This is a genomic window from Aliiruegeria sabulilitoris, from assembly GCF_001558155.1.
GTDB classification, from domain to species: Bacteria; Pseudomonadota; Alphaproteobacteria; order Rhodobacterales; family Rhodobacteraceae; genus Tropicimonas; species Tropicimonas sabulilitoris.
Genome location: NZ_LOAS01000022.1, coordinates 28347 through 52340 on the forward strand (window position 1 = coordinate 28347; position 23994 = coordinate 52340).

Sequence of the window (23994 nt, forward strand, 5' to 3'; positions counted from 1 at the left end):
AGGGGCCGCGCGGGTCGCGGGCGGGAAGTCCCCGTTTCGGGCAGGTCGCTCATGCAACACCCATGGGGCGCATTCGCCCCTTTCTCCCTCGAAAACGGATTGTCCATCCCCGGCTCGCATCCAGATGCAGAAGGCCTTGCCCCGCCGGAGCACCGCTGCTAGGGCTTTCCGAAACCCGACGAAAACAATCACCAAAGCGATCGTGCCCTCACAGCCCCGCCTCGAAATCCATGCCATTTCGCGCCGTTTCGACGGGCGCGACGTCGTCACGGACGTCTCGCTGCAGGTTGCGCCGGGACAGGTGACCTGCCTGCTCGGCCCCTCCGGCTGCGGCAAGTCCACCACGTTGCGCATTGTCGCCGGGGTCGACCGGCAGGACAGCGGCAGCATTTCCGTTGAAAGCCGTGTTGTTTCGGACGACACTGTCCACATGCCCCCCGAGCACCGTGGCATCGGCCTGATGTTTCAGGATTTCGCGCTGTTTCCGCATCTCAGCGTGGCCCAGAACGTGGCGTTCGGGCTTGATGGCGGCTATCGGGCGAACCGCAAACGGGTGGAAGAACTGCTGGAGCGGGTGGACCTGACGGGCTTCCTCGATACCTATCCGCACCAGCTTTCGGGGGGAGAGCAACAGCGCGTCGCGCTCGCCCGCGCACTGGCCCCGCGCCCGGCAATCATGCTCATGGACGAGCCTTTCTCCGGCCTCGACAACCGCCTGCGCGACGATATCCGCGACCGCACGCTGGAGCTTCTGAAGGAAGAGAACACCTCCGTCCTGCTGGTCACGCACGAGCCAGACGAGGCGATGCGCATGGCAGACGAGATCGCACTGATGCGCGCGGGCCGCGTCGTGCAGCGCGGCGCGCCCTACCATATCTACAACAACCCGGTGGATCGTGCGGCCGCCGGTTTTTTCTCCGACATCAATATCGTGCGCGGCTTCTCGCGCGGGGCGCTGACCGAAACCCCCTTCGGGCAGTTCCTGACACCGGGCCATGCCGACGGCGCGCCGGTGGAGATCGTCATCCGGCCACAGCACCTGCGCATTGACTTCGATCGCCAGGGGCGCGGTCCGAACCCCACGGCAAGCGACGGTGCCGCCGCGCGCGGCGTCGTGGAGCGTGCCCGTTTCATGGGGCGCGAGAGCCTCGTGGAATTCCGGATGGACCATGACGGCACGATCCTGAAGGCCACGGTACCGGCGGTCTTCCTGCCCAAACCTGGCACGCCGCTCTGGCTCACCCTGCGCCGGGACCGCTGTTTTGTCTTTCCCGCCTGACGGGAAAGATTGGAATTTCGTCCGCAGATATTACCTTAGGTAGGTCAACAGGTCTCCAGGACCCTCATTGTGCGAGAATTGCCATGAAGAAGATCATACTGTTGCTCGCAGCGCTCACCGTGGCCACAGGTGCCAACGCTCTTTCGAACATGGAAAAGACCGCAATGGACACGATGCGCAGAAATGGCGCTTCGGATGCGTGCATTGCAAAGATGACACCCGGAGAAGCCACCTTCATCTATACCACGATGAATGACGGTGACATGTCCCCGGGCACGAAGAACCGCCGGATCAAGGACAAGACCAACCAGATCTGCGCCCGCTGAAGCCGGCCTGTCCGGGCAGTCTCTCGCCAGCCACGGCAGGCGTCACCGCGCCCCGCCGCGCGTCCCGATTGCCGTGACCTCCTGCCCGATAATGCGCGCGATCAGGGCGCAATCCTCTAGGTCGAATGTCAGAGGAAGCCGCATGTCCATGGTCGCGGCCAGCACCCGGTCTGTCCGCGCCATCCGCTCCGAAGGCGCATAGCGCCAGTGATCGTAGCGGGAGGTGAAGGCGACCGGTTCCTCCGCGCCAAACCATTTCAGCTCCACACCGCGCGCCGCACAGCGCTTGAGCAAGGCGTCGATCGTCTCGGCGGGCCAGTCCAGTAGCAGAAACTGGATCGACGAGCCCACGAAGGCCTCCGCCTGCACCCGCTCCACCAGCGTCACCCCCGGCACGTCGCGCAGCCCCTGCTCGACGCATCTGTAGCGCGCGTTCCAGGCCTCGATCCGCTCGGCCAGCTCGGCCAGTTGCGGCCGCAGGATCGCCGCGCGCAGGTTGTCCATCCGGCCCGAGATATTGGGCACGTCCATCCGCACTTTCTCGAACACCTCCGCCGGCGGGCCGGCCAGGTGACGACCGTAGAGCATGTAGCTCCCCGAGAGCAGGATTGCGCGGGCCATCATCTCGGCATCATCCGACACCAGCAGCCCGCCCTCTCCGGAATTCATGTGCTTGTAGGTCTGGGTGGAATAGCAGCCGATCACACCGTGCCGCCCGGAGGGAACCCCGGCCCAGCTGCCCCCCATCGTGTGGGCACAATCCTCGATCACGATCATGCCCGCCGCGTCCGCGATCTCCATCAGCCGGTCCATGTCGCAGATATGGCCGCGCATGTGACTGAGCAGAAGCACCCGCGCCTCGCCCGCCTTTGCCGCCAGATCGTCCAGATCGATCTTCAGCCCCTCGGTGACCTCGACGAAAACCGGTCGCGCGCCCACGGAAGCAATCGCACCCGGAACGGGCGCCAGCGTGAAGGCATTGGTCAGAACCGGCTCGCCCGCCTCGACACCCACCGCCCGCAGCGCGGTTGCCAGCGCATAGCCGCCCGAGGCGACGGCCAAACAGTAACGCGCGCCGGTGAAGGCGGCGAATTCCTGTTCCAGAAGCGCGGTTTCCCCGGCCTCCCCTTCGGCCACGTTATAGCGATGCAGCCGCCCGTGCCGCATGACCTCCACAGCCGCCGCGATCGCCTCCTCGGGGATCGGCTCCTGCTGGGTGAAATTTCCGTTGAACCTGTCTGTCATGTTTCAGGATGTGCGCCTCACCACCCCGCGTCGTCAATAGCCCAAAATGCCCGCCAGACGGCTCAGGGCAGCATTTCGGCAACGAGATCAGGCAAATGATCGAAATGATCCAGAAGCGCCTCGGGTTCCAGCGCCGCCACCGCCCGCCCATCCGGGCCAAAGGTGACAAGGATACAAGGGATGCCGGCCGCGCGGGCTGCCAACCGGTCCGTCGAGGTGTCGCCGACGATGAGGGAGCGTTCCAGCTTCCCGCCCATTCGGGAGACCGTCTCGGCCAGCGGGGCGGCATCGGGCTTGCGGACGGGCAAGGTGTCGGCCCCGATCAGGGCGCCGAAAGCTTCGCGTACCCCGAGATTGCGTAGCAGGATCTCGGCCAGCCCCTCGGGCTTGTTGGTGCAGATCCCGACCCGAACCCCCTGCCCGCGCAGGCGCTCCACCGCGTCCATGGCGCCGGGATAAAGCACCGTGTGCACGTCGATCGCCGCCTCGTAATGCGCAAGCAGGTCGTTGAACTGGCCCTCCACCTGCTCGGACAATGCGTCCTCCTCCAGCCCGAGCCGGCCAAATCCGAGCCGCAGCATCGCCCGCCCGCCGCGAAAGGCGGTTGCGGCATCGTCCACCGGGTCCAGCATGTCGCCATGGCCAAGCCCGCGAAAACAGGCATTGGCCGCCGCGATCAGGTCGCCGCTGGTATCGGCCAGGGTCCCGTCGAGATCGAAGATCACGCTGCGCATCCGGTTTCCTTTCGGCGGAGCTCTGCCGAGCCATGTTTCAATCTGTCACCGCTTTTGACGACCGCGCCCCTTGCGACACGCCCTCCCTCGCGTAATACGGAGACGAAACGAATTAAAGAGCAGCTCTTCATGTCAGACAGCAATTTTACCGCCACCGCGCTCGTCATCCTTGCCGCCGGACAGGGCACCAGGATGAAATCCGACCTGCCCAAGGTGCTGCACAAGGTGGCTGGCGCGCCGCTTCTGCACCACGCCATGATGTCGGGCGCGAGCCTTGAGCCGGAACGCACCGTGATCGTTGCCGGACACGGCGCCGAAGAAGTTCAGGACAGCGCCCGCGAGCTTGACCCCGAGGCGACGGCGGTCGTTCAGGAAGACCGCCTCGGTACGGCGCATGCGACCGATCAGGCGCGCGAAGCGCTGGTCGGGTTCGAGGGCAACGTCATCGTGCTTTACGGCGACACGCCGTTCATCAAACCCGAAACACTGGAGCGGATGATTGCCGCGCGCGGGACAAACGCGGTTGTCGTGCTCGGCTTCGAGGCTGCCGATCCGGGCCGATATGGCCGGCTGGCGATGAATGGTGAAATGCTGGAAAAGATCGTCGAGTTCAAGGACGCGACGGATGAAGAAAAGGCCATAACATTCTGTAACTCTGGCGTTATCTGTGCAGAGTCCAAGCTTCTCTTCGAGCTGATTGCCGAGGTCGACAACGACAATGCCTCGGAGGAGTACTATTTGACCGATGTTGTGGCACTCGCCCGTGCCCGCGGCCTGCCCGTCACCGCCGTACGCTGCGACGAGGAGGAAACGCTGGGCGTCAACTCGCGCGCCGATCTTGCAGCCGCCGAGGCCACCTTCCAGGCACGGCGCCGGGCCGAGGCGCTGGACGAAGGCGTGACCCTGCAGGCGCCCGACACCGTCTGGTTCAGCCATGACACGATGATCGGCCGCGATGCGGTGATCGAGCCGAACGTGTATTTCGGCCCCGAGGTCACCATCGAGACCGGTGCGCATATCCGGGCCTTCTCGCACTTGGAAGGCTGCCACGTCTCGCGCGGGGCGATTGTCGGCCCGTTCGCCCGGCTGCGCCCCGGCGCGGAGCTGGCCGAGGACGTGCATGTCGGCAACTTCGTCGAAATCAAGAACGCGCAGGTGGCCGAGGGCGCCAAGGTCAACCACCTCACCTATATCGGCGATGCCTCCATCGGCGAGCGCAGCAATATCGGCGCGGGCACGATCACCTGCAATTATGACGGCGTTTTCAAGCATCACACCGAAATCGGTGCCCGTGTTTTCATCGGTTCGGACACGATGCTGATCGCGCCGGTCAAGATCGGCGACGATGCAATGACGGCCACCGGCAGCGTGATAAGCTCCGACGTGCCGGCGGGCGCGCTGGCCGTCGCCCGTGCCCGGCAGGAAAATAAGCCGGGATTTGCCATTCGTTTCATGGAGCGGCTGCGCGCGCTCAAACAGAAGAAGTCGAAGGAATAAATTTTATGTGCGGAATTGTTGGAGTTCTTGGGGATCACGAAGCGGCCCCGATTCTGGTCGAAGCTCTCAAACGCCTAGAATATCGCGGATATGACTCGGCAGGCATCGCCACTGTCGAGGAAGGTCATCTCGACCGCCGCCGCGCCGTGGGCAAGCTCGTCAACCTGTCGGATCTCCTGGTGCATGAGCCGCTCGCCGGCAAGGCCGGAATCGGGCACACCCGTTGGGCCACCCATGGCGCGCCGAATGTCGTCAATGCCCACCCCCACCGTGCCGGCGAGGTGGCCGTGGTCCATAACGGCATCATCGAGAATTTCCGCGAGCTGCGCGCGGAACTGGCCGAGGCCGGTCTGCATTTCGAGACCGACACGGATACCGAGACCATCGCGCTTCTGGTGCAGTTCTACCTGCAACAGGGCATGAGCCACCGCGATGCCGCCGCCGAAGCCATTGGCCGGCTCGAGGGTGCCTTCGCACTGGCGTTGCTCTTTGATGGCCAGGACGACTTGATGATTGTGGCCCGTAAGGGGTCGCCGCTGGCCATCGGCCATGGCGAAGGTGAGGTTTATGTCGGTTCCGACGCAATTGCGCTGGCGCCGATGACCAACCGGATCACCTATCTCGACGAGGGCGACTGGGCCATCCTGACTCGTTCCAGCATCGAGATCCGCGACGGCGACGGCAGGCTCGTCAACCGGCCCGTCAAGACGGTCAATATCGACATGGCACAGGTCGAAAAGGGCGGGCACCGCCATTTCATGGCCAAGGAAATTGCGGAGCAGCCAACGGTTTTGGGCGATGCGCTGGCCCACTACCTTCGTGGCGGCGGCATCGAGCTGCCCGAGCCGGGCCTGAACTTCGCGGATTTCGACCGCGTGATCATGGTGGCCTGCGGCACGGCGAATTACGCCTGCGTGGTGGCAAAATACTGGTTCGAACAGATCGCGGGCGTGAGCGTGGAGGTCGATATCGCCTCCGAGTTCCGCTATCGCGAACCGCCGATCGGTCCGCGCACGCTGGCGCTCTTCGTCTCGCAATCGGGCGAGACCGCCGACACGCTGGCGGCGCTGCGCTATTGCGAGGGCAAGGCGGCCAAGATCGTCTCGGTGGTCAATGTCACCGAAAGCTCGATTGCGCGCGAGAGCGACCTCGTGCTGCCGATCCGGGCGGGAGCCGAGATCGGCGTTGCATCGACCAAGGCCTTCACCTGCCAGCTGACGGTTCTGTTCCTGCTGGCGCTACAGGCCGCCGTGGACCGGAAGCGGCTGGAACCCGATGAGCTGGAGGCAAATCTCAACAGCCTGCGGCACCTGCCGGGGCTGATGAATTTCGCCATTGCCCAATCGGGCGAGATCGCGGCCGTCGCAAAATCGGTTTCCGAGGCCCGCGACGTGCTCTTCCTTGGTCGTGGCGCGATGTTCCCGCTCGCCCTTGAAGGGGCCCTGAAGCTGAAGGAAATCAGCTATATACACGCCGAAGGTTATGCGTCGGGCGAACTGAAGCATGGCCCGATCGCGCTGGTGGACAAGACCGTTCCCGTGATCGTCCTGGCGCCCACGGACGGCCTTTTCGACAAGACCGTGTCCAACATGCAGGAAGTGATGGCGCGGGGTGGCAAGGTGTTGCTGATCACCGACCCCGCTGGCGCCCGCGCCGCGGCCGATGGCTGCTGGAAGACGCTGATCATGCCCGAGGTGCCCTCCGTTCTCGCGCCGATCCTCTATGCCCTGCCCGCACAGCTTCTGGCCTATCACGCCGCCGTCGCCAAGGGCACCGATGTGGACCAGCCGCGCAATCTGGCGAAATCCGTGACCGTGGAGTGAGGCGGTGACGCCGCAGGAGGCCATCACGGAAATCGCCGCGTTGGCGCAGCCAGGCAAGGCGGCCGAGATGGCGGCCTATCACAAGGTGGAGCGCCTTTACCTAGGCGTTTCCAACCCCGATATCGACCGGCTCTGCAAGGACTGGCGCAAGGCTATATCGCTTCAGGAGCGGCTGGAGCTTGCCGCGGGCCTTTGGGACAGCAATATCCACGAAGGCCGGGTTGCCGCCGCAAAGCTTCTCACCCAAGCTCGCATTCGCCCCGACGATAGCGGCGCCTGGGAGCTGATCTGTCGCTGGGTGCCGGAATTCGATGCCTGGGCCGTGGCCGATCACGCCAGTATCGCCGGGCAGAAACGGCTGGTCTGGGAGCCGTCGCGGCTGGACCGGGTCGAAGCCTGGACCCGCTCGGAGAACATGTGGAGCCGCCGTGCGGCGCTGGTCATGACTCTGCCCTGGGCCAAGAAGCCCAACCCCAAGCCGGAAGACCTGCAGATTCGGGAGCGCGTTCTTGGCTGGGCCGCGGCCTATTGCGACGAGCAGGAATGGTTCATCCAGAAAGCCGTCGGTTGGTGGCTGCGCGACCTGTCGCGAAGGGACCCCGAGCGGGTCCGGGTCTTTCTGGCCGATCACGGAGATCGGATGAAGGGTTTCGCTCGCCGCGAAGCCGGGAAGTACCTGTCTGAATAGGCGCAAACCTCCCCGGATTTCCATTTCTGTCAAGAATCTCCCTCGGCGAGCGCGGAATTGATTTACCTCAAAGAAAAATAGGTTTTTCGGATATAGTATTTTCATGGGGAGCCCGCCGAGACATGAGTGGTCCGACGATGTGAACGTGAGTGGCTCCCAAAAAAGGGCGCCCCTGCAATTTCGGGGGCGTTCCTGCTTTATGCCAATCCCCATGACAGCTTGCCCGTATCACAAGATGTCGTTTTTCGATTGCCGGGGTTGAGGATTTCTTGTGGAAAGTCGTAACTGAACCAGACCGGGCTGTTGGCACGGTCCATTCCTGTACGGTACCGGTTCCGGACCTCTTCCCATGCGCCTCCTGATTTCTTTCGCAGCCCTCTTTCTTTCCGTGTTCCTGCTCCAGCTCTCTTCGGGCGGCGTTGGGCCGCTGGATGCGCTCTCCGGTATCCAGCTCGGTTTTTCCACCGCGCAGGTCGGCCTGCTCGGCTCGGCCCATTTCTTCGGCTTCTTCATTGGCTGCTGGTGGGCCCCACGCCTGATGGGATCGGTCGGCCATTCGCGCGCCTTCGCAGCCTTTACCGCCGCCGGAGCCATCGGGCTTATGGCGCACATGCTGGTGATCGACCCTTGGGCCTGGTCGCTGATGCGGGTGGCGACGGGGATATGCATCGCGGGCTGCTACACGGTTATCGAGGCCTGGCTGCAATCCAAGCTGCGCAACGCGAATCGCGGCCGGGTGATGAGCATCTACCGGGTGGTGGACATGACGGGCTCGCTCTTCGCGCAGCTGCTGATCGGCGTGCTGGAGCCGGCGAGCTATGTCTCCTACAACCTGCTGGCGATCCTGTGCTGTGCTGCGCTGCTGCCGATCACGCTTTCCACCGTCCGCCAACCCCGCACGCCGCAGGCGCCCCGGCTGCGCCCGGGCCTTGCCCTGCGATTGTCGCCGCTCTCGGCGGCGGGCGTTATCGTGGCCGCGGTGTCGAGCGCGTCCTTCAGGATGATCGGGCCGGTCTATGGACAGGAGGTCGGCCTGTCGAGCGACCAGATCGCCTGGTTCCTGGCCGCATGGGTTCTTGGGGGCGCGGTGGCGCAGTTCCCCGTCGGCTGGCTTGCCGACAAGTTCGACCGCCGCTGGGTCCTGATCGGGCTGTCGGTGGCCTCCATCGGCAGTTGCATGGCCACGATCTCCATCGGAACGGCCAGCGATGCGGTGATCTTTGCCAATGCCATGGTCTTCGGGCTGACCAGCTTCCCGATCTATTCGGTCTCCGCCGCCCACGCGCATGACTTCGCCGAAAGCCACCAGCGCGTAGAGCTATCGGCCGCCCTGATGTTCTTTTTCGCACTCGGCGCCATCGGCGCGCCGCTGTTTTCTTCCAGCCTGATCGCGGCTTACGGTCCGTCGGCGCTGTTCATCATGATCGCGGTGGCACATGGCATACTGGTCGTCTTCGGCCTCGCCCGGATGCGCGCGCGTCCAACGGTCGAAGAGCGTACAGCCTATGTCTACGTACCGCGCACCTCCTTCACCATTGGCCGGCTGACCCGCCGCCAGCGAGAGAAACGCGATTGACGGCGAGATCCGCTTGATATGCCCGACTAGCATAGTAGGGTGCGGCCAAAGACCCTTTGCATTCACAGGAGATCCGGATGAGCAAACCAACAATCGGTTTCATCGGCCTCGGCCTCATGGGCGCGGCGATGGTCGAGTGCCTTCAGGAAAACGGCTACCCGATGGTCGTCATCGCCAACCGGTCCCGCACCGCCATCGACGCCGCCGTTGCGCGCGGCGCGACCGAAGCCACCAGCACCGCCGAGTTGGCTGCGGCCAGCGATATCGTCATGCTCTGCGTCGACACCACCGCCAACGTCGAATCCCGCATCTACGGCGATGACGGCGTTCTGGCCGGCATCCGCCCCGGCAGCGTCGTGATCGATTTCGGCACCTCGATCCCCGATTCCACCCGCAAGATCGGTGCGGATCTGGCCGAGAAGGGCGCCACCTATCTGGACGCCCCGCTTGGCCGCACCCCGGCGCATGCCAAGAAGGGCCAGCTAAACATCATGTGTTCTGGCGACAAGGAGGCGTTCGACAAGGTCAAGCCGGTGCTCGACGTGCTCGGCGAGAACGTCTTCCATCTCGGTGCACTCGGAACGGGGCACACGATCAAGCTGATCAACAATTTCTTCGCCATGACGACGGCCAGCGCCATGGCGGAAGCCTTCGGCATCGCCGACCGTTCCGGCATCGAGCGCGAGAAACTCTACAATGTCATGTCCAGCGGCCCGCTCCATTCCGGCATGATGGATTTCATCAAGTCCTATGCCGTTGATGGCCAGATCGACCTGGCTTTCTCGATCAATAACGGCCTGAAGGATGTCGGGTATTTCCGCGAAATGTCCGATGCGCTCGGCGCGCCCTCGAAAATCGCCCGTGGCACCGCCGAGACCTTGAAAGAGGTTCAGGATGGCGGCCAGGGCGACCTGATGGTGCCCCAGCTCATCGATTTCCTGACCCGCGACATGAAATAACGCGCAAAAGCGCGGGACAAAAACCCGGCCGGCTTAACGGAGTCTTCAGACAATCCGTTACATGATGCCTGTCGGGTGGGGGTTCCTGAAGAGGGGACCCAAGATGATTTTGATAGGTAATGGGCCGCTCCCATTCGCGCATCCCGGCACGGGAACGCAATCGACTGGAATGCCATCTCGTGCTCTTGCGGCACAGCAAGGCGCCGCGCAGCCAGAAACCATTCCGGCCGCCACGGCGGAACGCTGCGGTCAAACGCGCAGCGTTCCGGACATGGTGAACCGCGTCGCCCTGCGTCCGGTTCTGGGCACCAGTCGCGTAGATGCCACCGAAACCGATCCCGAAGCGCTCTATCGTCAGGCCGCACGGACAAGCGCTTCGGTCGCCTCCGAGCCGAACTCGCAAGATCGCCGCGAGGCCCCGGTCCCGCCCCTGAAAAGCTATGCCGCGGTCCCGAGCGAGATCACGGCCGAAATCCAGCGCCTGCGGCAGGAGAACGCGGACCTGAAGGCCGAACTGGCGGAACAGGAAAAGAAGCAAAGCCCGGAGGAACGCCCGGAGGCGGCTGTCGACCCTGTCGAAAAGGCGCAAGAGCCTCGCCAGAGCTCCGCCCCGGCCAGTTCGGAGCAACCGCCCGAGCACGCCACCGAAGACCCGCAAGAGGAGGCGCAAGAGGTATCCGGCTGACAGACCGAACGGGGGGACGGCCGGCCACGCTCGCCCCCCCCTCGTGTCGAGGGGACCTACGGAGCAAATTGGCGTCTGACAGGCGGCGTCGCTGAGGTCGCGACACTTGCCGACCGGCCAGACTGGGCAACGCGGGGCGCGCTCTTTCCCGGCAATCAGAGCATGGCTGGGCACCGCTCGACTGCCCTTGGGGCAACCCGAGGTGAGTCGGTTCAGCGGCCAGCGAGATCCGAACCGACGCTTCTTCCCACGCCTTCACCGGGGCGGGCAGCGCCCAACAGAGAATCGAGGCCTGTTTTTCCAAGACATCGGGCCACTTAGCGACATTCTGTCATGAATTTCGGCGCTTTTTGCGTTATAATAAAGGGAGTCGAACCCGGCCGCCAAACGATCCAGGGCTCTCGGTCCAGAGGTCGCAATCATATTTTAAGCCGGGCGGCTTTCTGGAGGGTACGCCATGATCTTGGAATATGCACGATCGATACTCGGCAAACGGATTGGACAGCTCACTATGCTGGTATTTGCCGCCTGCCTCGCGGGAGGAACGGTTCTCGCCAGTTCGGATGAATTGGGCGGCGAAAGCTCTTATGGCGGCGAAAGAAAGGGCGAGGCCGCCTCGCAAGGTACCGCGCTGATCCTTCTCAAGCTGAAGGAAGGCAAGGAACGCTGCGCACTGATTCCGTGGATCTATCGCTATGACTGCCTTGCCCAGGGTTTCACCGAGGCCTCTCAGGCCAAGGTACGCTACCGGGAACTTGAGCCTGCACAAGAGATCCTGGCGATGGCTGGCCAGAAGATGGCCGCGGTGGTCGAACGGCATGTCGACCCTGCGCAACCGCCCTCGCGGATCGGTAACCGCACCTACAAGGCGATCAAGCAATCCGCACGAGCCGAGGCAAATGCCGAAGCCCAAGCGGTCCTCGATGAGACCGAGAGCCTGCTGCTGCGCTCCTATGGTCCACCGAAGATGGCTGCGCATTACGAGCGGATAGCAATGGCGGTATCGTCCAGCGATGTGTTGCTACGTTCGGCCCTGGAACCGCTGCCCGGCCTGCACAACCCGGCCATCGAGGCAATTCGGCGCTTCGCCGGCCTGGCCTTGTCGTTCGGCCGCGTTTACGGCTGATCGGATCGCCAAACGTTTGCATAAAGCATAGCTCAAACGCGACAGCGCCGCCCCCGGGGGGGAGCGGCGCTGCCTTCGTTCATACTGGCCCGATCAGTTCAGAGCCTTGTCCGTTATCTGATGCGTCCAGGCGCCTTCCGGCTCCTTGGTGATGACCGGGTCCGAGCCGCCTCCCAGCAGCGTCTCAACGGTGCGGGTGTAATCGGCCTCGTCCAGCGTGCCGTTGGAACCGGCGGTGAGCTTGGCGATCTCGCCCATCATCCGCTTCTGGTGGGTCTCGGTCTGCGCTCCGGTCTCGTCATTGTCGAGCACGATCATTGCCGCCTCGTCCGGGTTCTCCTCGGCGTATTTCCAGCCCTTCATGGAGGCCTTCACGAAGCGCACCATCTTGTCCTCGAAGGCCGGGTCCGCGAGGTTCTCTTCCATCACGTAGATGCCGTCCTCGAGCGTCGCCACGCCCTGGTCCTCGTATTTGAAGGTGATCAGTTCCTCCGGCGTCACGCCGGCATCGATCACCTGCCAATACTCGTTATAGGTCATGGTCGAGATGCAATCAGCCTGGCGCTGCAGCAGCGGGTCGACATTGAAGCCCTGCTTGAGCACGGTCACGCCGTCATCGCCGCCTTCGGTGCCGATGCCGAGCGAGGACATCCAGCTCAGGAACGGGTATTCATTGCCGAAGAACCACACGCCGATTGTCTTGCCCTTCAGATCCTCGGGCTTCTCGATCCCGGTATCCTTCCAGCAGGTCAGCATCATGCCAGAACTCTTGAAGGGCTGGGCGATGTTGACGATGGGCAGGCCCTTTTCACGCGAGGCAAGCGCGGAGGGCATCCAGTCCAGCACCACGTCGGCGCCGCCACCGGCGATCACCTGCGCCGGTGCAATGTCGGGACCGCCGGGCTTGATGGTCACGTCGAGCCCTTCCTCCTCGTAGAACCCCTTGTCGGCGGCCACATAGTAACCGGCGAACTGGGCCTGAGTGACCCATTTGAGCTGCAGCGTCACCTCGTCGGCGGCCTGCGCGGCCGTGGCAAGGGCAATGGCCGATACGGCGCCTGCAAAAATCTTCTTCATGATATTACCTCTCCGTTGTTTCCCGTTGGATGGGTTTACCGGCCCCGTCTTTGTGACGGGTGCCAGAAGGTGACCCGCCGCTCGATGAGAGCGACAAGTCCGTAGAATGCCGAGCCCGCGATTGCGGCCACGAGGATCTCGGCCCAGACCATGTCGAGCGCCAGGCGCCCGACTTCGGTTGATATGCGGAAGCCCATCCCCTTGATGGGCGAGCCGAAGAATTCCGCCACGATAGCACCGATCAGCGCCAGCGTGGTTGCGATTTTCAACCCGTTGAAGATGAAGGGCATGGCCGCGGGCAAGCGCAGCTTGAAAAGCGTCTGCCAATAGGAGGCCGCATAGGTTTTCATCAGGTCACGTTGCATCCGTTCCGTCGCCCGCAATCCCTCCACGGTGTTCACCAGGATCGGGAAAAACACCATGACAACAACCACCGCCGCCTTGGACTGCCAGTCAAAACCGAACCACATGACCAGAATTGGAGCGATACCGATGATCGGAAGGGCAGCCATGAAATTGCCCACGGGCAACAGGCCCCGGCGCAGGAAGTCGCTCCTGTCCACCAGCAGCGCCACGGCAAAGGCCGCGATCGTTCCCATCACGTAGCCCGACAGCGCGCCCTTCACGAAGGTCTGCACGAAATCGATCCAGAGCGTATGCGTGCTCTGCAAGAACTTGGCCCAGATCGCCGATGGTGCGGGCAGTATCACACTGGGCACCCCCAGCCCCTGCACCAGCCCTTCCCAGAGCACCAGCAGGCCCACGCCAAACATGACCGGAACGAAGAACCGCGAGATTGCTTGATCCCGACCGTCGCCATTGGCGACCTGCAAATTGACATAGGAGATCGCCAGGATCGTGGCCAGAGAACCCAAAAGCCATTCAAAATCCATGCCCAAACCCTCCGTCTTCTTGGCGAGACTTCTCCCGCCGGAGGATCCCGACCTCACAACGCGCGCGACCGCTGATTTCAGGGTTGAGCATACTCAATGCACCATCCCCATCTTCTTCAACGTCACCCGCTGGAGCATCCCGATCATTCCCACCAGCACCGCCGCCAGGATCGCCGCCGCGAAGAGCGCCGCCCAGATCTGCACGGTCTGCCCGTAATAACTGCCCGCCAGCAGCCGCGCGCCAAGCCCGCGCACGGCACCTGTCGGCAGCTCGCCCACGATGGCACCAACCAGCGACGCCGCCATGGCGATCTTCATCGAGGTAAAGAAATACGGCATCGAGGAGGGCAGCCTCAGCTTCCAGAATGTCTCCGATTTCGACGCGCTATAGGTCGAAAGCAGGTCAAGCTGCATGTTGTCCGGGCTGCGCAGCCCCTTCACCATGCCGACCGCAACCGGGAAGAAGCTCAGGTAAGCCGAGATCAGCGCCTTGGGCAGCAGCCCCGTTACGCCGATCGAGTTCAGAACCACGATGATCATCGGCGCGATGGCCAGGATTGGAATGGTCTGGCTGGCAATCGCCCAAGGCATCACTGCCATGTTCATCACCCTGCTATGCACGATCCCGATGGCCAGCCCGACGCCCGCCACCGTGCCGATAACGAAGCCCAGGACCGTCGCCGAGAGCGTCACCCAGCCATGGTAGATCAGCGAGCGCTTGGAAAACCCCCGCCCCGTCAGCACCATCGCGCCAGTCGTTTTCCAAAGCTCCCGCCCCACCTGGTGCGGCGCCGGAAGCCGCGGCCGTTCCTGGTTCAGTGTGTCCGCGGCATAGCTCGGATTCTTGAACACCAACCCGATGGCGGACATGTCGCGCCGCTCCCTGGCGCCTTCGGGGTTGATCACCGCCCCGCCGCGCTCGGCTTGGGTCAGCGCCTCCTTGATGTTCATCGGCACGCAGGCCACGTACCAGAGCGCGACAATGACGGCGACGACCACGAAAACCGGCAGGACAACGTCCCGAACCGCTCGCGCCCCTGCACCGAACCCGCCCGCCGCGGGCGCAATTGCTGCATCAGACATGGCACATCTCAATCGTCATAGGCGTGCCCTGCTCTGAGGCCTTCGCGCACGCGATGGGCGATTTCGAGGAATTCCGGCGTATCGCGGATATCCAGCGGCCGCTCCTGCGGCAGCGTGCTCTCGATCACATCCGTGATCCGCCCCGGACGCGGCGACATCACCACGATCCTGGTCGACAGGTACACCGCCTCCGGAATGGAATGTGTCACGAAACCGATCGTCTTGCCCGTCCGGTTCCAGAGCGCCAGCAACTGTTCGTTCAGGTGGTCCCGCACGATCTCGTCCAGCGCCCCGAAGGGCTCGTCCATCAGCAGGATATCGGCGTCGAAAGCCAGCGCTCGGGCAATCGAGGCCCGCTGCTGCATCCCGCCAGACAATTGCCAGGGGAATTTCTCGCCAAACCCTTCCAGGTCGACCAGCTTGAGCACCTTCTCCAGGTGCTCCTGTTGGCTCTCCTTGGAAAAACCCATGATTTCAAGCGGTAGCTTGATGTTCTTCGCAATCGTCCGCCACGGGTAGAGCCCCGCCGCCTGGAACACATAGCCATAGGCGCGCTGTCGTCGCGCCTCGTCCGGCGTCATCCCGTTGACCGAGATCTCGCCGCCCGTCGGATGCTCCAGCGCCGCCACCACCCGCAGGAACGTGGTCTTGCCACAGCCCGACGGGCCGATGAAGGAAACAAAATCTCCCTTGTTGATCGTCAGGTTGACGTCACGCAAAGCCTGCACGGCCCCGTCATTCGTCTGAAATGTCAGATCGAGCTTTTCAGCAACGATCACAGGCTCTTGCGCCACGTCGTTTATCCTCTCTTCGTCCAGGGGCGCCATCAGACCCCGCTTGCCGGAATACCCGAGCGCACCACCGGCCGCGGCGCGGTCAGCTCCTTCCAGGTCGAGAGCGCCTTGTTGACGGTGCCGTTCGGCTCACGGGCGACAAACTCGCCATGCCCGCTCTCGCAGGTCATCTCGCCATCGGTCACGGCCACCTGCCCGCGCGTCAGCGTGTAGCGCGGCAGGCCCTTCACTTCCTTGCCCTCGAAAACGTTGTAGTCGATGGCCGATTGCTGCGTGCTGGCCGAGATGGTCTTGGTCTTCTCCGGGTCCCAGACGACGATATCGGCATCCGCGCCAACGAGGATCGCACCCTTCTTCGGGTAGCAGTTCAGAATTTTCGCGATATTTGTCGAGGTTACGGCGACAAATTCATTCGGTGTCAGCCGCCCGGTCTCGACGCCGTGGGTCCAGAGCATCGGCATCCGGTCCTCCAGCCCGCCGGTCCCGTTCGGGATCTTGGTGAAATCGCCCACGCCGAACCGCTTCTGCTCGGTGGTAAAGGCGCAATGATCCGTCGCCACACAGGAGAGCGTGCCCGACTGCAAGCCGGCCCAGAGCGAATCCTGGTGCTTCTTGTCCCGGAAGGGCGGCGACATCACGCGGCGCGCGGCATGGTCCCAGTCGGGGTTGGCATATTCGCTCTCGTCCAGCGTCAGGTGCTGGATCAGCGGCTCGCCCCAGACCCGCTTGCCGGCCATCTTGGCCCGCCGGATCGCCTCATGCGCTTCCTCGCAGGAGGTATGCACCACGTAGAGCGGCGCGCCGGCCATGTCGGCAATCATGATCGCACGGTTCGTTGCCTCGCCCTCGACCTGGCTGGGACGCGAATAGGCATGCGCCTCCGGCCCGTTATTGCCCGCCGCCAACAGCTTGGCCTGAAGCTCGGCCACCACATCACCATTCTCGGCATGGACCAGCGGCGTCGCGCCCAGCTCGGCGCAGCGCTGGAAAGACGCATAAAGTTCGTCGTCATTCACCATCAGCGCGCCCTTGTAGGCCATGAAATGCTTGAAGGTGTTGATGCCGCGCCCGACCACGGCCTCCATCTCGTTGAAGACCTGCTCGCCCCACCATGTGATCGCCATGTGGAAGGAATAGTCGCAATTGGCGCGGGTCGACTTGTTGTCCCACATCTGCATCGCGTCGAGCAGCCCCTGCCCGGGGCTGGGCAGCGCGAAATCCACGACCATCGTCGTGCCGCCGGCCAGCGCCGCGCGGGTTCCGCTCTCGAAATCATCGCTGGAATAGGTGCCCATGAAGGGCATCTCCAGATGGGTATGCGGGTCAATCCCGCCCGGCATCACGTAGCAGCCGGTGGCATCCAGCTCCTTGTCGCCCACCAGCCCCTCGCCGATGGCCACGATCTTGCCGCCGTCGACCAACACGTCCGACTTGTAGGTCAGATCGGCGGTGACAATGGTCCCGTTCTTGATGACTGTGCTCATTCTCTGTCTCCCTGTCCGGCTGCGGCTCCCTTTCGGCCGCCTGCAACCCCATCATCTGTTCATAAATATCCCGGGGGGCACGGAGGGCAGCGCCCCCCGCCCGGGTCACATCACTCCACGATCTCCGCTGTCTCCAGCACCGCGTGGAAGAGCACATTCGCCCCGGCCTCGGCCCATTCCGGCGAGATATCCTCGGCCTCGTTATGCGAAAGCCCGTCCACACAGGGGCACATGATCATCGAGGTCGGCGCCACGTCGTTGATCCAGCAGGCGTCGTGACCGGCGCCCGAGACGATATCCATGTGCGAATACCCCAACCGCTCCGCTGCGGCGCGCACCGCTTTCACGCAATCTTCGTTGAAGGCGGGCGGATCGAAACTGCCCGAGATCTTGCTCTCGAAGCTCACACCGATCTCCTCGCAGAGCTTGGGGGCGCGCTCGTAGAACTCCTCCAGCATCGCATCGATGGTCTCCTGGATATGCGAGCGGAAATCGACGGTAAAGACGACCTTGCCGGGGATGATGTTGCGCGAATTCGGGTAGACGTCGATATGGCCAATGGCGCCCACCGAGTTCGGCTGATGCTTCATGGCGATCTCGTGGACCAGCTCGGTGACCCGCGCCAGCCCGCGCCCGGCATTGAGCCGCATCGGCATCGGCGTGGAGCCGGTATGGCTCTCCTTGCCGGTAACCGTGCATTCGATCCAGCGCAGCCCCTGCCCGTGGGTGACGACGCCGATATCCTTGCCCTCGGCCTCGAGGATCGGCCCCTGCTCGATATGCAGCTCAAAAAGCGCGTGGATCTTGCGCGCACCGACCTCCTCGTCGCCCTTCCAGCCGATCCGTTCAAGCTCGTCGCCGAAACGCTTGCCCTCGGCATCGACCCGATCATAGGCCCAGTCCAGCTGATGCTTGCCCGCGAAAACGCCCGAGGCCAGCATGGCCGGGGCATAACGGGTGCCCTCTTCGTTGGTCCAGTTGACCACCACGATAGGGTGCTTGGTCTTGATGCCGAGATCGTTCATCGAGCGCACGGCCTCCAGCGCGCCGAGCACGCCCAGAACGCCGTCATATTTGCCGCCCGTCGGCTGGGTATCGAGATGCGAGCCAGCATAAACCGGCAGCGCGTCGGGATCCGTGCCCTCGCGATAGGCGAACATGTTGCCGATCTGGTCGACCCCCATGCTCATGCCCGCTTCCTCGCACCATTTCTGGAACAACGCCCGGCCCGTGGCGTCGTCATCGGTCAGCGTCTGGCGGTTGTTGCCACCCGCGATACCCGGCCCGATCTTGGCCATTTCCATGAGCGAGTCCCAAAGCCGGGAGCCATTGATTTTCAGGTTTTCACCGGGAGCGGCCATACACTTTACCTTTCCGTGTCAGTCGAGGGCGGTCAGCACGTCACGCAGCGTGCCAAAGAGTTGATCGATATGCGATTTCTCGATGATGAGCGGCGGGCTGAGCGCGATGATGTCGCCCGTGGTGCGGATCAGGCAGCCCTTGTCATAGGCATCGAGGAAGGCCTGGAAGGCCCGCTTGGTCGGCGCACCGGCAATCGGTTCAAGCTCGATGGCGCCGATCAGGCCCATGTTGCGGATGTCGATCACGTGCGGGCAATCGGCCAGCGCGTGCAGCCCGTCTTCCCAATAGGGCGCGAGCTCCGCTGCGCGTTCGAACAGCCCCTCCTCGCGATAGGTCTGCAGCGTGGCAAGCCCGGCGGCGGAGGCAATCGGGTTGCCGGAATAGGTATACCCGTGGAAGAGCTCGATCATGTGCTCGGGGCCGGTCATGAAGGCATCGTGGATCTGCGCCGTGGCCAGCACCGCGCCCATCGGGATGACACCGTTTGTCAGCCCCTTGGCGGTTGTGATCAGGTCCGGCATGACGCCGAAATGCTCGGCGGCGAAAGAGGAGCCAAGCCGGCCAAACCCGGTGATGACCTCGTCAAAGATCAGCAGGATGCCGTGCTTGGTGCAGATCTCGCGCAGCTTCTCCAGATAGCCCTTGGGCGGCAACAGCACGCCGGTGGAGCCGGCCATCGGCTCGACGATCACCGCCGCGATGTTTTCGGGCCCGTGCAGGGTGCAGATCGCTTCCAACTCCTCGGCGAGCCAGGCGCCATGTTCCGGCTGGCCGCGCGTCATCGCGTTTTCCGGCAGGTGGGTCGCCGGCAAATGGTCCACGCCTGTCAGCAGCGAACCGAAGAACTTGCGGTTGTTGACGATGCCACCCACCGAGATTCCGCCGAAATTCACTCCGTGATAGCCGCGCTCGCGCCCGATCAGCCGCGTCCGCTGCCCCTCGCCGCGGGCGCGATGATAGGCGAGCGCAATCTTCAGCGCGGTCTCGACGGATTCGGAGCCGGAATTGGTGAAGAAGACATGCTCGAACGGCTCCGGCGCCATGTCCCGAACCGCACTGGCCAGCTCGAACGCCTTGGGGTGGCCCATCTGGAAGGCCGGGGCGTAATCCAACTCGCCCGCCTGCTGCCGGATCGCCTCGACGATCTTCGGCCGGTTATGGCCCGCGTTGCAGCACCACAGCCCCGCCGTACCATCCAGCACCTCGCGGCCATCATCCGTCTTGTAGAACATGCCATCAGCGGAGACGAACATGCGCGGCGCCTTCTTGAACTGGCGGTTGGCGGTGAACGGCATCCAGAATGCAGAAAGATCGTTCGGAGCGGGTTTGCGATCGAGCGCCATTTTTGTTCCCCTGTTGGCTGCCGCGTGTTTCGGTCGGCCAGCTTGCCAATATGTTTGACCAATTGGTCAGGAACACGCTACCACGAGGTTGTATCCAGTCAAGGAAATGGCTGAAATCTGTGCAGCGGCCCAAAATGCCCACGAGATTTCAGCCTGAATGATGGAAAATTGAGCGCAACATGAACTCACCGCGAGCCCAGGCGAGAAAACCCGAAACCCGAATCCAGAAACGCAATCACGAGGCGATTTTGGAAGCGGCGCTGGATGTCTTTTCCGCGCGCGGCTTTCGCGGCGCAACCGTGGACCAGATCGCACAGGCGGCCGGGCTGTCGAAGCCCAACCTTCTCTATTATTTCCCGACCAAGGAGGCCATGCACACGGCCCTTCTGACCGGGCTGCTGGATACCTGGCTGGCACCGCTGCGCAAGCTGGACCCCAAGGGAGAACCGATCACGGAGATCCTCGACTACGTCCGCCGCAAGCTCGAAATGAGCCGCCAGATGCCACGCGAGAGCCGCTTGTTTGCAAACGAGATTCTCCAGGGTGGCCCGCGACTGGACGGGGTTCTGGAGCAGGAACTCAAACCCTTGGTCGACGAAAAAGCCAAGCTCATCCAGGATTGGGTCGATGGCGGACGGATCGCACAGGTTCATCCCTACCACCTGATCTTCTCGATCTGGTCTTTGACGCAGCATTACGCCGATTTCGACGTTCAGGTGCGCACCCTGTTGCCCAAGGGCGAGACGGACCCATTCCCGGAAGCGGAGCGTTACCTGGTGACGCTCTTCACGCGGATGTTGAAGCTGGCGGAAGACTGAAAGGCGCGCAAGAGCATGAGGGACAAATCCCCCTGATGCCGTCCCTGCAAGTCTCGTTCCCTCATTCCATCGCTCAAAAGACAATGAAAAAGGGGGCCGTAGCCCCCTTTCCATGATCGGTTTGCCCTTAAATGCTATTCCGCGGCACAGCTGGCACCCGGATTGTTCGGATGCTCGGTCCAGTTGGTGTAGTCTCCAACCGGCTCGCCCGTGCGCTCATCCACTTCCCCCTTGGCCAGCGGGCGCATGGTAATGCAATCCTCGACCGGGCAGACATTGACGCACAGGTTGCAGGCCACGCATTCGCTGTCATCGACTTCGAAGACACGGCCTTCCTTCATCAGGATCGCCTGGTGCGAGGTGTCCTCGCAGGCGGCATAGCAGCGGCCACATTTGATGCAGGCATCCTGATCGATCTCGGCTTTGGCGACGTAGTTGAGATTCAGGTATTGCCAGTCGGTGACGTTGGGAACGGCCTTGCCGACGATCTCGGCGGTCGAGCCATAGCCCTTCTCGTCCATCCAGCCTGACAGGCCGGCGATCATCTCCTCGACGATGCGGAAACCATAGGTCATGACCGCCGTGCAGACCTGCACATTGCCCGCGCCGAGCGCCATGAACTCCGCCGCATCGCGCCAGGTCGTCACGCCCCCGATGCCGGAGATTGGCAGGTCGGCGGTTTCGGCATGGCGCGCGATCTCGGCCACCATGTTGAGCGCGATCGGCTTCACGGCCGGGCCGCAATAGCCGCCATGGGTGCCCTTGCCGTCGATCATCGGCTCAGGCGCCATCGCGTCGAGATTGACCGAGGTGATGGAGTTGATCGTGTTGATCAAGCTCACCGCATCCGCGCCACCGCGCTTGGCGGCCTCGGCCGGGTAGACGACATTGGTGATGTTGGGCGTCAGCTTCACGATCACCGGCATGCGGGTGTTCTGCTTGCACCAGCGGGTGACCATCTCGATATACTCCGGCACCTGCCCCACGGCAGACCCCATGCCGCGCTCGGCCATGCCATGCGGGCAGCCGAAATTCAGCTCGATCCCGTCGGCGCCGGTCTCCTCGACAACCGGCAGGATGGCCTTCCAGGCCTCCTCCTCGCAGGGCACCATGAGGCTCACCACGACGGCCCGGTCCGGGTAGTCGCGCTTCACCGCCTTGATCTCCTGCAGGTTCTGCTGCAGCGGCCGGTCGGTGATCAGCTCGATATTGTTGAGCCCGATCAGGCGCCGGTCCGCGCCCCAGATCGCGCCGTAGCGCGGCCCGTTGACGTTCACCACCGGCGGACCTTCCGAGCCCAGTGTCTTCCACACGACACCGCCCCAACCGGCCTCGAAGGCGCGGCGGACATTGTATTCTTTGTCCGTTGGCGGCGCTGAGGCCAGCCAGAACGGGTTGGGCGACTTGATGCCGACGAATTCGCTCGCGAGATTTGCCATTTGTCCGTCTCCCTCAGCCGGCCACGCCGGTCAGGCTTACGTGAATATCTTCCGCCGCGTCCCGGCCATTGGCCACCGCTGTCACCGTAAGGTCGTCGCCGCCGCTGGCGCAGTCGCCCCCGGCCCAGACGCCCGAGACCGAACTGCGCCCCTTCTCATCCACGACAATCTTGCCGCTCTTGATCTCCACCACGCCAGGCACGCCCTTTAGCGACTGCCCGATGGCCTTGAACACCTGGTCCGCCTTGAGGGTGAAGGTCTCGTCGGACAGGTGGAAGCCAGTGGCGCTGTCTTCGGTATAGGCGAATGTAACGGAGGACACCGTCTTGCCATCCTCGCTGTTGAACGCCACGGGCTGCGCGTTGAGCACGATCTTCACCCCCTTGGCCGTGGCCAGTTCCTGCTCGAAGGTCGACGCGGAAAGCCGGTCCCGGCTACGGCGATAGACCATTGTGACGTTTTCCGCCCCGAGCAGCTTGGACTGGATGGCGGCATCGACAGCCGTCATGCCGCCACCGATCACGACCACATCGCGCCCCACGGGCAAGGATGCGAGATCGTCCGCCTGGCGCAACTCGGCGATGAAATCGACCGCATCGCGGACATGCGCATGCTCCTCGCCCTCGGTCCGAAGCGCATTCACTCCCGCAAGTCCCATGCCGAGGAAAACCGCGTCATAGCTTTCCTGCAACTCTTCCAGCAGCAGGCCCTCGCCGAGCTTCTCGCCGTAGCGGATCTCGATCCCGCCGATTTTCAGAAGCCACTCGACCTCTGCCTCCGCGAACCGGTTTGCCGCCTTGTAGGCCGCGATTCCGAACTCGTTGAGCCCGCCGGCTTTCTCGCGCGCATCGAAGATGACGACGGAATGGCCATGCATCGCCAATCTGTGCGCACAGGCCAGCCCCGCCGGACCGGCGCCAATCACGGCCACGCGGCGTCCTGTCGGCGTGTCTCTCTCGAACGGGTGCAGCCCGCGCTCCATCAGGTGGTCCGTCGCATAGCGCTGAAGCTGGCCGATCACGACGGGACTGCCCTCGGCGGCCTGCCGGACGCAGGCCTCCTCGCAAAGCGTCTCCGTCGGACAGACCCGCGCGCACATCCCACCCAGGATATTCTGGGTCAGGATCGTCTCTGCCGCGTTATCCGCATCCCCCGATTGGATCTGGCGAATGAAGAGCGGAATGTCGATCTCGGTCGGACAGGCCGTCGTGCAGGGCGCGTCGTAACAGAAATAACAACGATCGGCGGCCACGCTTGCCTCGTGGGCATCAAGCGGCGGGTGGAGATCGTCGAAATTGCTTCGGTAAGCGGCCTGGTCAAGCCGTCCGGGCACGACCCCTGGCGTTCTCTGGCTATTTTGCATCGCGCAAATCCCTGCTGGAGACAGTTTCTTTCAATCAAGGCTGGCACAGTCGAATTTTTTTATCAAACGGTAAATTTTCTGGCAGCCCCACACAAGCGACCGGATGCACAACTATTTGGCGACGTGACGCCAAAATCAGCAACACTCACAGCCCGGACGCACGCACGTGTACACTCTTTTCCTTTGGATCGTGCCTTCGGCCAAAATATCCTGGGGCCGTTGAGAGAAGATGGCGTCTTTTCCGCTTTCCCGAAATATTGTGGTGGGCAGCGCTCGTCAGAGCGGGGGGGGGGGCAACGCCCCCATTTCGCCGTTGGACACCTATTCGCCACACCGACAATGCACGGAAATGCCGCAACGTCTCTTTTATCCGGAGCGAGCTTCGTCTAAATGCAAGGCA

21 protein-coding genes are annotated in these 23994 nt (G+C 63.2%); 10 read left to right on the forward strand and 11 right to left on the reverse strand.

What is annotated here, in order from left to right:
• Positions 1-202 precede the first annotated feature (202 nt).
• Together AX756_RS17360 and AX756_RS17365 are read left to right on the forward strand one after the other, a co-directional pair.
• Complete coding sequence (locus AX756_RS17360; protein WP_068314764.1) at positions 203-1279, forward strand: ABC transporter ATP-binding protein; 1077 nt, start codon at positions 203-205, stop codon at positions 1277-1279.
• 83 nt (positions 1280-1362) lie between these two features.
• Positions 1363-1605, forward strand: coding sequence for a hypothetical protein (locus AX756_RS17365; RefSeq protein WP_068314505.1), 243 nt, complete (start codon positions 1363-1365; stop codon positions 1603-1605).
• A 42-nt stretch (positions 1606-1647) separates the two neighbouring features.
• Here AX756_RS17365 and AX756_RS17370 read toward each other — a convergent pair whose 3' ends face one another.
• Both AX756_RS17370 and AX756_RS17375 read right to left on the reverse strand, forming a co-directional pair.
• Entirely contained in the window at positions 1648-2850 is a 1203-nt protein-coding gene (locus AX756_RS17370) for a DegT/DnrJ/EryC1/StrS family aminotransferase (RefSeq protein ID WP_068314507.1), read from the reverse strand.
• Positions 2851-2912: 62 nt separating this feature from the next.
• Positions 2913-3584, reverse strand: coding sequence for an HAD-IA family hydrolase (locus tag AX756_RS17375; protein ID WP_068314510.1), 672 nt, complete (start codon positions 3582-3584; stop codon positions 2913-2915).
• A gap of 129 nt (positions 3585-3713) precedes the next feature.
• Here AX756_RS17375 and glmU point away from each other — a divergent pair, with 129 nt between their 5' ends.
• The 7 genes from glmU (at position 3714) to AX756_RS17410 (ending at position 11938) form a co-directional block, all read left to right on the forward strand.
• Entirely contained in the window at positions 3714-5081 is a 1368-nt protein-coding gene (gene glmU / locus AX756_RS17380; RefSeq protein ID WP_068314516.1) for a bifunctional UDP-N-acetylglucosamine diphosphorylase/glucosamine-1-phosphate N-acetyltransferase GlmU, read from the forward strand.
• A gap of 5 nt (positions 5082-5086) precedes the next feature.
• On the forward strand, positions 5087-6904 hold the full coding sequence (gene glmS / locus AX756_RS17385) for a glutamine--fructose-6-phosphate transaminase (isomerizing) (RefSeq protein ID WP_068314519.1): 1818 nt from the start codon (positions 5087-5089) through the stop codon (positions 6902-6904).
• A 4-nt stretch (positions 6905-6908) separates the two neighbouring features.
• On the forward strand, positions 6909-7592 hold the full coding sequence (locus AX756_RS17390) for a DNA alkylation repair protein (protein ID WP_068314522.1): 684 nt from the start codon (positions 6909-6911) through the stop codon (positions 7590-7592).
• Between the two features lie 349 nt (positions 7593-7941).
• Positions 7942-9168: an MFS transporter gene (locus tag AX756_RS17395; RefSeq protein WP_068314525.1), complete on the forward strand. Its 1227-nt coding sequence runs from the start codon at positions 7942-7944 to the stop codon at positions 9166-9168.
• Between the two features lie 77 nt (positions 9169-9245).
• Positions 9246-10127 carry an NAD(P)-dependent oxidoreductase gene (locus tag AX756_RS17400; RefSeq protein WP_068314528.1) on the forward strand — a complete coding sequence of 294 codons (882 nt, stop codon included), beginning with the start codon at positions 9246-9248 and terminating at the stop codon, positions 10125-10127.
• Between the two features lie 169 nt (positions 10128-10296).
• Positions 10297-10812: a hypothetical protein gene (locus AX756_RS17405; protein ID WP_068314535.1), complete on the forward strand. Its 516-nt coding sequence runs from the start codon at positions 10297-10299 to the stop codon at positions 10810-10812.
• Between the two features lie 511 nt (positions 10813-11323).
• Complete coding sequence (locus AX756_RS17410; protein ID WP_156461546.1) at positions 11324-11938, forward strand: hypothetical protein; 615 nt, start codon at positions 11324-11326, stop codon at positions 11936-11938.
• A 93-nt stretch (positions 11939-12031) separates the two neighbouring features.
• Here AX756_RS17410 and AX756_RS17415 read toward each other — a convergent pair whose 3' ends face one another.
• The 7 genes from AX756_RS17415 to aptA all read right to left on the reverse strand — a co-directional run bounded on the left by AX756_RS17415 (position 12032) and on the right by aptA (position 19974).
• On the reverse strand, positions 12032-13015 hold the full coding sequence (locus tag AX756_RS17415; RefSeq protein ID WP_068314548.1) for an ABC transporter substrate-binding protein: 984 nt from the start codon (positions 13013-13015) through the stop codon (positions 12032-12034).
• Between the two features lie 35 nt (positions 13016-13050).
• Entirely contained in the window at positions 13051-13908 is an 858-nt protein-coding gene (locus AX756_RS17420; protein ID WP_068314565.1) for an ABC transporter permease, read from the reverse strand.
• 93 nt (positions 13909-14001) lie between these two features.
• Entirely contained in the window at positions 14002-14991 is a 990-nt protein-coding gene (locus AX756_RS17425; RefSeq protein ID WP_082739166.1) for an ABC transporter permease, read from the reverse strand.
• Positions 14992-14999: 8 nt separating this feature from the next.
• The gene (locus AX756_RS17430; RefSeq protein WP_231701090.1) at positions 15000-15785 is read right to left on the reverse strand and encodes an ABC transporter ATP-binding protein; all 786 of its coding nucleotides are present in this window, start codon (positions 15783-15785) and stop codon (positions 15000-15002) included.
• A 32-nt stretch (positions 15786-15817) separates the two neighbouring features.
• A complete protein-coding gene (hydA, locus tag AX756_RS17435; RefSeq protein WP_068314570.1) occupies positions 15818-17269 on the reverse strand; it encodes a dihydropyrimidinase in 1452 nt (483 codons plus the stop codon).
• 110 nt (positions 17270-17379) lie between these two features.
• Positions 17380-18630 carry a Zn-dependent hydrolase gene (locus AX756_RS17440; RefSeq protein ID WP_068314572.1) on the reverse strand — a complete coding sequence of 417 codons (1251 nt, stop codon included), beginning with the start codon at positions 18628-18630 and terminating at the stop codon, positions 17380-17382.
• 18 nt (positions 18631-18648) lie between these two features.
• A complete protein-coding gene (gene aptA / locus AX756_RS17445) occupies positions 18649-19974 on the reverse strand; it encodes an omega-aminotransferase AptA (RefSeq protein WP_068314576.1) in 1326 nt (441 codons plus the stop codon).
• 179 nt (positions 19975-20153) lie between these two features.
• Here aptA and AX756_RS17450 point away from each other — a divergent pair, with 179 nt between their 5' ends.
• On the forward strand, positions 20154-20792 hold the full coding sequence (locus tag AX756_RS17450) for a TetR family transcriptional regulator C-terminal domain-containing protein (RefSeq protein WP_068314578.1): 639 nt from the start codon (positions 20154-20156) through the stop codon (positions 20790-20792).
• Positions 20793-20926: 134 nt separating this feature from the next.
• Here the strand turns inward: AX756_RS17450 and preA are convergent, their stop codons facing one another.
• A complete protein-coding gene (gene preA, locus AX756_RS17455; RefSeq protein ID WP_068314580.1) occupies positions 20927-22231 on the reverse strand; it encodes an NAD-dependent dihydropyrimidine dehydrogenase subunit PreA in 1305 nt (434 codons plus the stop codon).
• A 13-nt stretch (positions 22232-22244) separates the two neighbouring features.
• Positions 22245-23594, reverse strand: coding sequence for an NAD(P)-dependent oxidoreductase (locus AX756_RS17460; RefSeq protein ID WP_068314589.1), 1350 nt, complete (start codon positions 23592-23594; stop codon positions 22245-22247).
• Positions 23595-23994 lie beyond the last annotated feature (400 nt).

Bases quoted from the DNA above. Each gene is read 5' to 3' on its own strand.
- glmS (WP_068314519.1), top strand. From the start codon at position 5,087: ATGTGCGGAATTGTTGGAGTTCTTGGGGATCACGAAGCGGCCCCGATT.
- preA (WP_068314580.1), bottom strand. From the start codon at position 22,231: ATGGCAAATCTCGCGAGCGAATTCGTCGGCATCAAGTCGCCCAACCCG.
- AX756_RS17450 (WP_068314578.1), top strand. From the start codon at position 20,154: ATGAACTCACCGCGAGCCCAGGCGAGAAAACCCGAAACCCGAATCCAG.
- glmU (WP_068314516.1), top strand. From the start codon at position 3,714: ATGTCAGACAGCAATTTTACCGCCACCGCGCTCGTCATCCTTGCCGCC.
- AX756_RS17460 (WP_068314589.1), bottom strand. From the start codon at position 23,594: ATGCAAAATAGCCAGAGAACGCCAGGGGTCGTGCCCGGACGGCTTGAC.
- AX756_RS17425 (WP_082739166.1), bottom strand. From the start codon at position 14,991: ATGTCTGATGCAGCAATTGCGCCCGCGGCGGGCGGGTTCGGTGCAGGG.
- AX756_RS17440 (WP_068314572.1), bottom strand. From the start codon at position 18,630: ATGGCCGCTCCCGGTGAAAACCTGAAAATCAATGGCTCCCGGCTTTGG.
- aptA (WP_068314576.1), bottom strand. From the start codon at position 19,974: ATGGCGCTCGATCGCAAACCCGCTCCGAACGATCTTTCTGCATTCTGG.
- AX756_RS17400 (WP_068314528.1), top strand. From the start codon at position 9,246: ATGAGCAAACCAACAATCGGTTTCATCGGCCTCGGCCTCATGGGCGCG.
- AX756_RS17415 (WP_068314548.1), bottom strand. From the start codon at position 13,015: ATGAAGAAGATTTTTGCAGGCGCCGTATCGGCCATTGCCCTTGCCACG.
- AX756_RS17405 (WP_068314535.1), top strand. From the start codon at position 10,297: ATGCCATCTCGTGCTCTTGCGGCACAGCAAGGCGCCGCGCAGCCAGAA.
- AX756_RS17375 (WP_068314510.1), bottom strand. From the start codon at position 3,584: ATGCGCAGCGTGATCTTCGATCTCGACGGGACCCTGGCCGATACCAGC.
- AX756_RS17365 (WP_068314505.1), top strand. From the start codon at position 1,363: ATGAAGAAGATCATACTGTTGCTCGCAGCGCTCACCGTGGCCACAGGT.
- hydA (WP_068314570.1), bottom strand. From the start codon at position 17,269: ATGAGCACAGTCATCAAGAACGGGACCATTGTCACCGCCGATCTGACC.
- AX756_RS17370 (WP_068314507.1), bottom strand. From the start codon at position 2,850: ATGACAGACAGGTTCAACGGAAATTTCACCCAGCAGGAGCCGATCCCC.
- AX756_RS17420 (WP_068314565.1), bottom strand. From the start codon at position 13,908: ATGGATTTTGAATGGCTTTTGGGTTCTCTGGCCACGATCCTGGCGATC.
- AX756_RS17410 (WP_156461546.1), top strand. From the start codon at position 11,324: ATGCTGGTATTTGCCGCCTGCCTCGCGGGAGGAACGGTTCTCGCCAGT.
- AX756_RS17395 (WP_068314525.1), top strand. From the start codon at position 7,942: ATGCGCCTCCTGATTTCTTTCGCAGCCCTCTTTCTTTCCGTGTTCCTG.